Origin of the sequence: Synechococcus sp. A15-44 (assembly GCF_014280115.1) — a bacterium.
GTDB lineage: Bacteria > Cyanobacteriota > Cyanobacteriia > PCC-6307 > Cyanobiaceae > Parasynechococcus.
Map to the genome: position 1 here is coordinate 1820524 of NZ_CP047938.1, position 12149 is coordinate 1832672.

At 64.0% G+C, this 12149-nt stretch carries 12 protein-coding genes; 7 read left to right on the forward strand and 5 right to left on the reverse strand.

Features of this window, described 5'->3' with window-relative positions; genetic code table 11:
- Positions 1-2: 2 nt before the first annotated feature.
- Both SynA1544_RS10275 and ilvN read left to right on the forward strand, forming a co-directional pair.
- Positions 3-968, forward strand: coding sequence for an alpha/beta fold hydrolase (locus SynA1544_RS10275; RefSeq protein WP_186513445.1), 966 nt, complete (start codon positions 3-5; stop codon positions 966-968).
- A complete protein-coding gene (ilvN, locus tag SynA1544_RS10280) occupies positions 940-1470 on the forward strand; it encodes an acetolactate synthase small subunit (RefSeq protein WP_115132937.1) in 531 nt (176 codons plus the stop codon). The genes SynA1544_RS10275 and ilvN overlap by 29 nt, the downstream gene beginning before the upstream one ends.
- 1 nt (position 1471) lies before the next feature.
- Here the strand turns inward: ilvN and SynA1544_RS10285 are convergent, their stop codons facing one another.
- Both SynA1544_RS10285 and SynA1544_RS10290 read right to left on the reverse strand, forming a co-directional pair.
- Entirely contained in the window at positions 1472-2143 is a 672-nt protein-coding gene (locus tag SynA1544_RS10285; protein WP_186513446.1) for a peptidylprolyl isomerase, read from the reverse strand.
- Between the two features lie 4 nt (positions 2144-2147).
- The gene (locus tag SynA1544_RS10290) at positions 2148-2684 is read right to left on the reverse strand and encodes a photosystem I assembly protein Ycf4 (protein ID WP_186513447.1); all 537 of its coding nucleotides are present in this window, start codon (positions 2682-2684) and stop codon (positions 2148-2150) included.
- 188 nt (positions 2685-2872) lie between these two features.
- On the opposite strand from SynA1544_RS10290, the gene psbD reads away from it, so the two are divergent.
- From psbD to cysK, 5 genes are all read left to right on the forward strand, one after another.
- Positions 2873-3928: a photosystem II D2 protein (photosystem q(a) protein) gene (gene psbD / locus SynA1544_RS10295; RefSeq protein WP_006851499.1), complete on the forward strand. Its 1056-nt coding sequence runs from the start codon at positions 2873-2875 to the stop codon at positions 3926-3928.
- On the forward strand, positions 3912-5300 hold the full coding sequence (gene psbC / locus SynA1544_RS10300; RefSeq protein ID WP_011364942.1) for a photosystem II reaction center protein CP43: 1389 nt from the start codon (positions 3912-3914) through the stop codon (positions 5298-5300). The genes psbD and psbC overlap by 17 nt, the downstream gene beginning before the upstream one ends.
- A gap of 110 nt (positions 5301-5410) precedes the next feature.
- A complete protein-coding gene (locus SynA1544_RS10305) occupies positions 5411-6553 on the forward strand; it encodes a PLP-dependent aspartate aminotransferase family protein (protein ID WP_186513448.1) in 1143 nt (380 codons plus the stop codon).
- The gene (locus SynA1544_RS10310; protein WP_186513449.1) at positions 6550-8046 is read left to right on the forward strand and encodes a PLP-dependent transferase; all 1497 of its coding nucleotides are present in this window, start codon (positions 6550-6552) and stop codon (positions 8044-8046) included. Before SynA1544_RS10305 ends, SynA1544_RS10310 begins: the two co-directional genes overlap by 4 nt.
- Before the next feature lie 54 nt (positions 8047-8100).
- On the forward strand, positions 8101-9087 hold the full coding sequence (cysK, locus tag SynA1544_RS10315; protein ID WP_006850945.1) for a cysteine synthase A: 987 nt from the start codon (positions 8101-8103) through the stop codon (positions 9085-9087).
- Between the two features lie 83 nt (positions 9088-9170).
- On the opposite strand, the gene queA is transcribed toward cysK, so the two are convergent.
- From queA to SynA1544_RS10330, 3 genes are read right to left on the reverse strand one after another with little or no spacing between them, the layout of a single operon-like run.
- Positions 9171-10271: a tRNA preQ1(34) S-adenosylmethionine ribosyltransferase-isomerase QueA gene (gene queA / locus SynA1544_RS10320; RefSeq protein ID WP_186513450.1), complete on the reverse strand. Its 1101-nt coding sequence runs from the start codon at positions 10269-10271 to the stop codon at positions 9171-9173.
- A gap of 12 nt (positions 10272-10283) precedes the next feature.
- On the reverse strand, positions 10284-11603 hold the full coding sequence (locus SynA1544_RS10325) for a dihydrolipoamide acetyltransferase family protein (protein ID WP_186513451.1): 1320 nt from the start codon (positions 11601-11603) through the stop codon (positions 10284-10286).
- A gap of 56 nt (positions 11604-11659) precedes the next feature.
- Positions 11660-12103 (reverse strand): YlqD family protein, encoded by a 444-nt coding sequence (locus SynA1544_RS10330; RefSeq protein WP_114989554.1) that lies wholly within the window; start codon positions 12101-12103, stop codon positions 11660-11662.
- Positions 12104-12149 lie beyond the last annotated feature (46 nt).

The following is a 12149-nucleotide window of genomic DNA, read 5'->3' on the forward strand; positions in this document are numbered from 1 at the left end:
GGGTGCCGCCTGCTGCTGTCCAGACTGCCGAGTGGGGTGTCCAGAGCACCTGGCAGTGGAGGGGCTGGCCCTGCCACTGGCGGGTCAGCGGCCCTGAAGGGGGCCCTGCCCTGCTGCTGTTGCACGGGTTCGGCGCCGCCAGCGGACACTGGCGCCACTGCGCGCCGCGCCTGGCTGACCAGGGCTGGCGGGTCTACAGCCTGGATCTGCTGGGTTTCGGCCAATCCGCCCAGCCGGCGCGGCCGATGGACAACCGGCTCTGGGCCCTGCAGGTGTGCGCATTCCTCGATCAGGTGGTGCTAGAGCCAGCAGTGGTGATCGGCAATTCCCTGGGGGCCCTGACCGCACTCACCGCGGCGGTGCTGGCGCCGAACCGGGTGCGGGCGGTGGTCGCCGCGCCCCTGCCGGACCCTGCCCTGATTCAACCGTTGCCGAAACGGCGGGCGCCCTGGCGGCGGCGTTGGCAGCGGCGCCTGCTCGCCCTGGTGCTGCACGTGCTCCCGCTTGAACTTGTGGTGCCCTTGATCGCGCGCACGGGCCTGCTCAAAGCCGGGCTTCAGGGGGCCTACTGGCAGTCGATCCAATCCGACCCGGAGCTGCTGCAGCTGATCGCCCGTCCGGCCCGGCGCCCTACAGCAGCCCGGGCCCTGCGGGGCATGAGCCTGGGCATGGCCAACCGTCCCCGAGGCGCCACCGCCCCAGCCCTGCTCGAGCAACTGCGGGTGCCCATGCTGCTGATCTGGGGCCGTCAGGATCGGTTTGTGCCCCTGGCCATCGGGGAATCCGTGGCCGCCAGCCACCCAGAACTCGAGCTGAGGGTGCTGGATCGCTGCGGACACTGCCCCCATGACGAAGCGCCTGATCGCTTCCTGGCTGTGTTGTTGCCCTGGCTGGACCGTAACTTGGGAGGACCAGACCGGCAGGGGACGACCAGCGGCGATGAAACACACCCTTTCGGTGGTGGTTGAAGACGAATCCGGCGCACTCAGCCGGATCGCAGGACTCTTCGCCCGACGCGGCTTCAACATCGACAGCCTGGCTGTCGGCCCAGCGGAGGCCGAAGGGCAATCGCGCCTGACCATGGTGGTGGAGGGCGATGACCAGACGCTCCAGCAGATGACCAAACAGCTGGACAAGCTGGTGAATGTGCTTCAGGTGCTCGACCTGACCCAGCGCCCGGCGGTGGAGCGGGAGCTGATGCTGCTCAAAGTTTCAGCACCGGCGGCATCCCGGGGCGCCGTGATCGAACTCGTTCAGGTGTTCAGGGCCAAGGTTGTGGACGTGGCCGATGAAGCCTTGACCCTGGAAGTGGTGGGGGATCCCGGAAAACTGGTGGCCCTTGAACGGTTGATGGCCCCCTTCGGCATTCTCGAAATCGCCCGCACCGGCAAGGTGGCCCTGGAGCGGGCCTCAGGCGTGAACACCGAAATGCTCAAGGTGTCACCTAGTCACAGCCGGGTGCCCGCATGAGTTACTGCGTTATCGCAGCCTTGGTGATGCGATCTCCTTGCTGGATCGCATCCACCACCTCCATGCCGTCCACCACACGGCCGAAGACGGCGTAACGACCGTCGAGTTCCGGTAAGGGACGCAAGGCCACATAGAACTGGGCGCTGGCGGAGTCAGGAGCCTGGGAGCGGGCCATGGCCACCGCGCCACGCTCATGGGTCAACTCCAGGCCATCAAGTTCCGCCGGATTGGTGCTTACCCTGCTGTAGCGGGGCTGCGGCTCGGATCGGAACTTGATCTCAAGCGGGATCATCCGCGCCTGGCCGTTGTCGGGATCCACAAAACTGCCGGTACCGAGCTGCCCCAGGGGAACCGATCGATCACTGGATTGCGGATCGCCCCCCTGCACAACAAAGGGAACGGGCTCGCGAACAACGCGGTGGAACATGGTTCCGTCGTAGGTGCCACGCCGCACCAGATCGATGAAATTGCCGGAGGTGAGGGGAGCGGCATCGCCGTTCACTTCAATCGTGAACTCGCCCTGGCTCGTCTGCATGGTGACGGTGGCCAAGCCCTGCAGGCAGGCCGCCTGAGCATCGGCACAACCGGTCACCACCGATGCGAGCGGGGAAGAGCTGCAGCTCACCAACAACGGGATGAGCAGCAGCAGCGCCCAGGAACGAAGACGACGCATCGGATCAAAGGCCCTCAAGGTTGACGCCCAGGAAGCGGGCCAATTCAGCACCGTCCTTCTCCAACTGAGCCAGAGGAAGCGGTTCACCAACGCGGGTGAGCGGCATGTCACGGCGTCCCTGAATTCTCAGGGCGACGCGGCGGCGCGCATTGAAGCCATCGCGCACCTCCACCTTCACCGCCTTGACATCTCTAAGCGGAATTTCCACCAGAACGGGTTTACGGAAACCACGACGGCTGATGGTCACCACGCCGGCATCTTTATCGAAGCGATTGCTGCCGCCGCCAACGTTCACGGCGATCACGTACCAGAGGTAAGTGGCCAGCAACGCCGCAGCCAGGCTATACAAGCCCATCACCAGTCCCTGGGGCACGAACACCAGCGCAGCGGGGTGCCCCAAGGGGAGCAGGTCGCGACCGAGGTAGCTCGAGAGCGAAGCCAGAAGGAAGCCCACGCCCCCAATCGTGACGGCCGAGGCCACCAGAAAATTCGAGAGACGACGGGAGCCGAGCACGGGTTGCTCGAGCACTGCTGCGGACATGACCCAGCCAGAACGAAGCGCCATTGTGACCGCAGAAAGCCCCCGACGACGAAATAGGAAAAAATCCCTAAGAAACAGAGCGATACAGGGCGTTTCAGCTCACGCAAATCATCCCCGCAGGTCGCGTGAAGATTGTTAAGGTCGCGGCGTATCCCACAGCCTGCGGCTTTCCGCACCGTTCACCTCTCATGACGATCGCTGTAGGACGCGCGCCACAGCGGGGATGGTTTGACGTCCTCGATGACTGGCTCAAGCGCGACCGCTTCGTTTTTGTCGGCTGGTCCGGCATCCTTCTCCTCCCAACGGCCTACCTGGCCATCGGTGGCTGGCTGACAGGCACCACCTTTGTCACCTCCTGGTACACCCACGGCATTGCCTCCTCATACCTGGAAGGTTGCAACTTCCTGACCGCTGCTGTGTCCACCCCCGCTGATGCGATGGGTCACAGCCTGCTGCTGCTCTGGGGCCCTGAAGCCCAGGGCGACTTCGTTCGCTGGTGTCAGCTCGGCGGCCTCTGGGCCTTCGTGGCCCTGCACGGCGCCTTCGCACTGATCGGCTTCATGCTCCGTCAGTTCGAGATCGCTCGTCTGGTCGGCATCCGCCCCTACAACGCCATCGCCTTCTCCGGTCCGATCGCGGTGTTCGTCAGCGTCTTCCTGATGTACCCCCTCGGCCAGAGCAGCTGGTTCTTCGCGCCCTCCTTCGGTGTGGCTGCGATCTTCCGCTTCCTTCTCTTCCTCCAGGGCTTCCACAACTGGACCCTGAACCCCTTCCATATGATGGGCGTCGCCGGCATCCTCGGCGGTGCACTCCTCTGCGCCATTCACGGCGCCACCGTGGAAAACACCCTGTTTGAGGACGGTGAGCAGGCCAACACCTTCAAGGCGTTCGAGCCCACTCAGGAAGAAGAGACCTATTCCATGGTCACCGCCAACCGCTTCTGGAGTCAGATCTTCGGTATCGCCTTCTCCAACAAGCGCTGGCTGCACTTCTTCATGCTGTTCGTGCCTGTGATGGGCCTGTGGACCAGCTCCATCGGCATCATCGGCCTGGCCCTCAACCTGCGCGCCTACGACTTCGTGTCTCAGGAAATCCGCGCTGCAGAAGATCCCGAATTCGAGACCTTCTACACCAAGAACATCCTTCTGAATGAAGGTCTGCGTGCCTGGATGGCACCGGCTGACCAGCCGCACGAAAACTTCGTCTTCCCTGAAGAGGTTCTGCCCCGTGGTAACGCTCTCTAATCCCGGTCTTGGCGCCACTGGCGGCAAAGACCTTCCCTCCACCGGGTATGCCTGGTGGTCCGGCAACGCCCGCCTGATCAACCTGTCCGGCCGTCTGCTTGGTGCCCACGTGGCCCACGCTGGTCTGATGGTCTTCTGGGCCGGCGCAATGATGCTGTTCGAGGTGAGTCACTTCACCTTCGACAAGCCCATGTACGAGCAGGGCTTCATCTGCATGCCCCACGTCGCCACCCTTGGCTACGGCGTGGGCCCCGGCGGTGAAGTCACTGATCTCTTCCCCTTCTTCGTGGTCGGTGTCCTGCACCTGATCAGCTCCGCCGTGCTCGGCCTCGGCGGCCTCTATCACGCCCTGCGTGGTCCGGAGATCTTGGAGAACTATTCCTCCTTCTTCTCCCAGGACTGGCGTGACAAGAACCAGATGACCAACATCATTGGTTATCACCTCATCCTTCTGGGCGTCGGCTGCCTGCTGCTGGTCTTCAAGGCCATGTTCTTTGGCGGCGTCTACGACACTTGGGCCCCCGGCGGCGGTGACGTCCGCATGATCACCAACCCGACCCTCGATCCGGGCGTGATCTTCGGTTACCTGTTCCGCGCTCCCTTCGGTGGAGAGGGCTGGATCATCGGTGTGAACTCCATGGAGGACATCATCGGCGGCCACATCTGGCTGGGTCTGACCCTGATCTTCGGTGGCATCTGGCACGCCATCACCAAGCCCTTCGGCTGGGTGCGTCGCGCCTTCATCTGGAACGGTGAGGCCTACCTGAGCTACAGCCTTGGCGCTCTGAGCTTCATGAGCTTCATCGCTTCGGCCTACATCTGGTTCAACAACACCGCTTATCCCTCCGAGTTCTGGGGCCCTACCAACGCTGAGGCATCCCAGGCTCAGAGCTTCACCTTCCTGGTGCGTGACCAGCGCCTCGGCGCCAACATCGGTTCCGCCATGGGCCCCACCGGCCTGGGCAAGTACCTGATGCGCTCACCCACCGGTGAAATCATCTTCGGCGGTGAAACCATGCGCTTCTGGGACTTCCGTGGTCCCTGGCTGGAGCCCCTGCGTGGCCCCAACGGTCTCAGCCTTGACAAGCTGCAGAACGACATTCAGCCCTGGCAAGTGCGCCGTGCGGCTGAGTACATGACCCACGCTCCCAACGCCTCGATCAACTCCGTGGGCGGCATCATCACCGAGCCCAACTCGGTGAACTACGTGAACCTCCGCCAGTGGCTGGGTGCAACGCAGTTCGTGCTTGCCTTCTTCTTCCTGGTTGGTCACCTCTGGCACGCCGGCCGCGCTCGCGCTGCTGCTGCTGGATTCGAGAAAGGCATCGACCGCAAGGCTGAGCCTGTGCTCGGCATGCCCGACCTCGACTGATCCACCGGTTCAACCCAAACGATCGTTATCAACCCTCGCCACACGGCGGGGGTTTTTTTATTGGGATGGGAGAGGCGATTTCTTAGCCTGTCCGAATCGATGGATCATCCGTGAACACAGGCCTGAACACCCGGGTGATCCACCACGGCGACAGCTTTGCGGGAGACACCGGCACGGTGATGCCGCCGATCTTCCCCACCAGCACCTTTGCCCATGGCAACGCTGGCGGATTTGATTACACCCGTTCCGGCAACCCCAACTTCCGCATCCTTGATGGGGTGCTCGCTTCGGTTGAAGGTTGCGCCCACGCCACCGTCTTCGCCTCCGGCGTCAGCGCCATCACCGCCGTGGTCTCCCAGCTGAAGCAGGGCGATCTGGTGCTCTGCGAAGAGAACCTCTACGGCTGCACCGTGAGGCTTTTCGAGCAGGTGTTTGCCAAGTTCGGCCTGAAAACCGCGTGGGTGGACTTCACCCAGCCGGCCGCGCTGGAGCCGATCCAAGCCCAGAAGCCGGCGATGGTGTGGCTGGAGAGCCCGACCAACCCTCTGCTCAAGGTGATCGACCTGGAAGCGGTCTGCGCCATCACCCAACCCCTCGGCATCCCCGTGGTGGTGGACAACACCTTCGCCACCGCCCTGGTGCAGCGCCCCCTGGAGCTGGGCGCCACCCTCTCGCTCACCAGCACGACCAAATACATCAACGGCCACTCCGATGCCCTCGGTGGAGCCGTGTGCACCAACGATCCCGAGTGGCACCAGAAAATGGTGTTCTCCCAGAAGGCCCTGGGCCTGCAGCCCTCCCCCTTTGATTGCTGGCTGATCACGCGGGGCATCAAGACCCTGCCGCTGCGGCTCAAGCAGCAGATGGCCAATGCCGCGGCCCTGGCCGATCAGCTGGCGGGGCACGCCAAGGTGAACTGGGTGCGTTACCCCCACCGCAGTGATCACCCCCAGCATCAGGTGGCAACCCGTCAGATGCGCGCCGGTGGCGCCATCGTGACGGTGAGCTTCAACGCCAGCCAGGAGCAGACCTATGCCCTCTGCAAACAACTGCGCTGGTTCACCATGGCCGAAAGCCTGGGCGGCATCGAAAGCCTGATCTGTCACCCCGCCACCATGACCCACGCGGCGGTATCCGCCGAAGTGAAGGCCAAGCTGGGCATCGACGACGGCCTGGTGCGCTTCTCGGTGGGCTGCGAAGACCTCGCCGATCTGCAGGCCGATCTGGACCAGGCCCTGGAGCTGCTGGCGTGAGTCCCCGCAATCTGCTCATCGATCCGGCCTGGCAGGGCTCTGATCTCGGCCATCCCCTGCCCGACTCCCCCCATGCGGTGTCTGTGGCGCTGCCGCGCTGGCGCGATGTGATCGCCTACGAGGAAAAGGATCCGGCCTGCCGCGATGCCCTGCAGACGATCTATCCCCGCTTCGGCCTGCATCCGCTGATCCGACAACTGGTTCAGCCTTCGGAACTTGCAGGCACCACGGTCTGGCCCTACCCCACCGAAGCGGCAGCCCAGGCAGCCCAGACCCACTGCCAACGCAAGGCACCGGAGAGCCGCTCGGAGCTGATTGCCATTGCTGGGCTGACCTGCCTGCGCAGTGATGCAGCGGCGAGCGCCCATGCCAAAGCGTTCTGGCAGCACACCGGCCTGGGCCTCTCCTCCCGCCAGGCCGCCATCGCCCTGGGGAAAGAGACATCCCCCAGCAGCACATCCGGCGACGCGGCCCGCGAGCTGATTCGAAAGCGCCTGGCATCCATCCATGGCGTCGACGCCCAGCAGATCAGCCTGCATCCAGCGGGAATGGCCGGCCTGTATGCGGCCCTCAGCGCCATCCAGACGCTGCGGCCGGGGAAGCCCACACTGCAGCTGGGCTTCCCCTATGTGGATGTGCTGAAGCAGCCGCAGGTGGTGTTTCACGGTGGCGAGCTGTTGCAACCGCAGAGCCTCGCCGAGGTGGAAGCGGCCCTGGATCAGCTCCAGCCGGCGGCCGTGATTGTGGAGCTGCCAAGCAATCCGCTGCTGCGCTGCATGGATCTGCCGGGCGTGTCAGCCCTGGCCCGCAGCCGCGGCATTCCAGTGATTGCCGATGACACGATCGGCACCGGCATCAACCTCAACGCCCTGCCCTACGCCGATCTGATCTTCACCTCACTCACCAAGAGCTTCGCCGGCCGCGGTGATGTGATGGCTGGCAGTGTGCTGGTGAGCCCGCAGTCGCCCTGGGCGGCCTCCCTGCTGGCGGCGGTTCCAGCCATCGCCCCCCTCAGCGATGCCGATGCCATCGCCCTGGAGATCGCCAGCCGGGATGTGCTCCAGCGGGTGCCGCAACTCGATGCGAACGCCCTGCTTCTGGCGGAACGGCTCGAAGCCCATCCAGCCGTGAAGCGGGTGCTGCATCCAAAGAGCTGCCCCAACTTCCGCGCCTTGATGCGCAGCGGAGCTGGCCACGGCTGCCTGCTCTCCTTTGAACTGAAGGGAGGCCATGAGCACTCCAAACGGGTTTACGACGCGCTTCGGATCAGCAAAGGCCCCAGCCTTGGCACCGATTTCAGTCTGGTGTGCCCCTACACCCAGCTGGCCCACTACGACGAACTGAGCTGGGCGGAGCAATGCGGTGTGCCGGCTGATCTGCTCCGGGTGTCGGTCGGTCTGGAAGACCCCGAGGCGCTGTGGATGCGATTTGAGCAAGCGTTTGCTGACGAAGAGTCCGGTGAGACTCTGAAAAAGCCCTTAACAACAGGGTGAGGAGAGGCTTTCGATCATTAGTTTGTTTTCTTCGGGCCCCTCTACAGCAGCTCCATGTCCCGCATTTACGACGACAACAGCCAGGCCATCGGCAACACTCCGCTGGTCAAGCTGAACAACGTCACCAAAAACTGCAAGGCCACTGTGCTGGCCAAGGTTGAGGGGCGCAACCCCGCTTACAGCGTCAAGTGCCGGATCGGAGCCAACATGATCTGGGACGCAGAAAAGAGCGGAAAGCTCACCAAGGGCAAGGTGATTGTGGAGCCCACCTCCGGCAACACCGGCATCGCTCTGGCCTTCACCGCCGCGGCCCGCGGTTACAAGCTGATCCTGACGATGCCCGAGTCGATGTCGATCGAGCGGCGTCGGGTCATGGCCGTGCTCGGGGCTGAACTGATCCTCACCGAGGCCGCCAAAGGCATGCCCGGTGCGATCGCCAAGGCCAAGGAAATCGCTGAAAGCGATCCGGCCAAGTACTTCATGCCTGGCCAGTTCGACAATCCTGCCAACCCCGAAATCCACTTCAAGACCACCGGTCCTGAAATCTGGAACGACTGCGATGGCGCCATTGACGTGCTCGTGGCCGGAGTCGGCACCGGTGGCACCATCACCGGCGTCTCCCGTTACATCAAGAATGAAGCGGGCAAGGCGATCGAATCCGTGGCCGTTGAACCGACCAACAGCCCGGTGATCACCCAGACCATGAACGGTGAAGCCGTCAAACCCGGTCCCCACAAAATCCAGGGCATCGGCGCCGGCTTCATCCCCCAGAACCTCGACCTCTCCGTGGTCGACAAGGTGGAGCAGGTGACCAACGAGGAGTCCGTTGCCATGGCCCTGCGCCTGGCCCAGGAGGAAGGCCTGCTGGTGGGCATCTCCTGCGGTGCCGCCGCTGCAGCCGCCATTCGTCTGGCCGAGAAAGATGAGTACGCCGGCAAAACCATCGTGGTGGTGCTGCCCGACCTGGCCGAGCGTTACCTCTCCTCGGTGATGTTCGCTGAAGTGCCGACCGGAATCATCGAGCAACCGGTGGCTGTCTGAGCTGGCTCCACCAGAAGCCTTGGCCCCGTCATTGACGGGGCTTTTTTATGGCCTCACCGTGAACCCCGTGAACCGTTCAGGTCTCAGCGTGCTGGTGGGCGGGCCTGGGGCTGCACCGCCGCTGCATCAATCCACATGGCATCGCCATAGGAGAAGAAGCGATAGCTCCTTTCAATCGCTTCGGCGTAGAGCTTCAACAGGGTTTCCCGGCCGATCAGGGCACTCACCAACAGCAGCAGAGAGCTTTTGGGCAGATGGAAGTTGGTGAGCAGGGCTTGAATCACCTTGAACTGATAGCCCGGCTGAATCACCAGATCCACCGGCCCCGTGTAGGGCTTGAGAACACCGCCATGGGCTTGAGCGGCCCCCTCCAGGGCACGAACACTCGTGGTGCCTACCGCAATCACCCGGCCTCGACAAGCCTGCACCGCCTCCACCACAGCAGGGCTGACATCCACCCATTCACTGTGCAACTCCAAGGCGGTGAGGTCTTCCGTTTCAACGGGGCGAAAGGTGCCGAGGCCCACATGCAGGGTGATCCGGGCCAGATCCACCCCTTTCTGCTGCAAGCCCGCCAGCAGTTCATCACTGAAGTGCAACCCCGCCGTCGGGGCGGCCACCGCACCGGGGCGATCGGCGTAACGGGTCTGATAGCGCTGGCTGTCGCTGGGGTCGTGCCGTTCGATGTAGGGCGGTAGAGGCACCTCGCCCACATCATTGAGCAAACCCTCAATGGTTTCGGCATCCCTGCAATCACTTGGGAACTGCACCACCCGTCCACCACTGGCGGGGTCTTCCGCAAGCACCGTCAGGCTGATCGAGGTGCCATCAATCGTGAGGCTGTCGCCGGGCCGCATGCGCTTGGCAGGACGGGCCAGGCAAAGCCAGCGGCCCTCCCCCCGCGGCTCCAGCACGAGCAATTCGGACAGTCCGCCCCCGGAACGCCGCACCGCAAGGCGGGCCTTCAGCACCCGGGTGTCGTTCACCACCAGCAGATCACCAGGCTGCAGCTGCTCGAGCAGATCCCACACCTGGCCGTGAGAGGCATCCGTTGATGGCTCCCCCTGGGGGGGAACCATCAACAAGCGAGCGCTGTGGCGGGGCGCAACCGGTGCCTGAGCGATGCGCTCAGGCGGCAGCGGGTAGTCGTAGCTGCTGAGTTGCAGGTCCCTGGGGTCAGGCACGCGGGCGACCGATCAGAGCACCAGGCTTTCGGGACGGTTCTCGATCAGATCGGCGAGATCCTTCAGGAATGCGGCACCGTCGGCGCCGTAAATCACCCGGTGATCCGCCGTCAGGTTCACCTGCATCTGACGCTTGACGGCGATGGAGCCGTCCTTGTTCGCCACCACCGTGGGGCGAGATGCGGCGACGGCGAGAATGGCCCCGGTGCCAGGGGGAAGGATCGCGTCGAAGCGATCAACACCGAACATGCCAAGGTTGGAGAGGGTGAAGGTGCCCGTGGAATACTCCTCCGGCTGCAGCTGCTTGCTGCGGGAGCGCTTGACCAGATCACCCCACTGACGCGACATCTCGTAGAGATCGGTGCGATCGGCATTGCGCAGCACCGGCGTGATCAAGCCGCCGTCTTCCATCGCCACGGCGACAGCCACGTTCACGTCGGCTGGATAGGCCATGCCGGCAGCGGTGGTGGCGGCGTTCACCTGGGGGTGACGCGCCAGGGTGACGGCCACAGCCTTGGCCAACAGCGCCGTCATCGTGACGCCCTTGGGCTTCACCTGTTTGTAGAAGGCATCCAGCTTGTCGGTGGTGATGGTGTAACCAACGCGGAAGCAGGGAACCGCAAGGCTCGCCTCCATGTTTTTGTTCACCGCACCCTGGAGGGTGTTGAAGGCCACGGTCTCGCCGGGCCGACCAAAGCTATTGCCCGCCGGAGCCGACGGGGCCGCTGCTACTGCTGCGCCAGCCGAGGTAGCAGCGGGGGCCGTTCCTTCCGCCACCCGGGGCACGGAGATGGGCTGACCGGAGGCTTGCTCCACGTCTTCGGCCTGAATCCGGCCGTGGGGGCCGCTGCCGCGCACGGTGGCCAGGTCCACACCCATCTGGGAGGCCAGCTTCTTGGCCCGGGGGCTGGCCACGATGCGACCGTCGTTCACCACCGGTGCCGACGGTGCAGGGGCAGCAACAGGTGCCGGGGCAGGAGTCGGAGCTGGGGTCTGAACCGCAGCTGGCGTGGGCGCCGGAGCCGGTGCAGGGGCTGGCGCCGCAGCAGGAGCGCTGGGGGCCTTGGCCTGCGCGTCGGCGATCTCAGCCTCTGTTTCGACAATCAGACCGATGGTTTCGCCCACCGGTGCCGTGCTGCCAGCAGGCATCAGGACCGCTGCGAGATAGCCGTCCTGGAACGACTCAACGTCCATGTCCGCTTTGTCGGACTCAACGACAAGAACCGACTCGCCCCGAGCCACCTTGTCTCCGGGCTGTTTCAGCCACTCCACGATCTTCCCCTCCGTCATGGTGGAGCTGAGGGCAGGCATGAAGATGTCTGTGGTCGCCAAAACCGTCTCCGGGAGGGCAGATCAGGGGAGTTTACGAGCCAGCAGAGGCAAGCCGATCAGGCTTCCTCAATCGACTGCACAACGCCATCCTTCACAACGATGGCCACCTGCATCTTCTGCACCAGGTTGTCGCCAACCTTCAGCTCACAACTGCTCTCCAGCTGACCCTGCTCAACGATCTGGTCCATCTCCAGCTCACGCACCTGGGCCTGCTGCTGAAGCAGGTTGCGCTTCTGCTCCTCCAGTTCGGCGCGCTTGGCCGCCACCTGCTGTTGAATCTGCGCCACCTGATCTTGCACGCGGGGATCAAGGGGGTTGGCGCTCTGACGACGCACCTGGTCCACCACGTCCTGACCTTCCTGTTCCAGCTGAGCCAGCTGTTGGTCAGCGGTGGCGATGCCATTGCTGAGCTCGCGCTCTGCTTCTTCTTTCCAGGTGGGCGTCACGACGGCGCGGACGGTGATCGGACGCTTGATCGTCAGGGAGGTGCCGTCGGACATGGGATCTTGGGAGACGGCCAAAGCGTGTCAGCCCTTTCACGTGGGG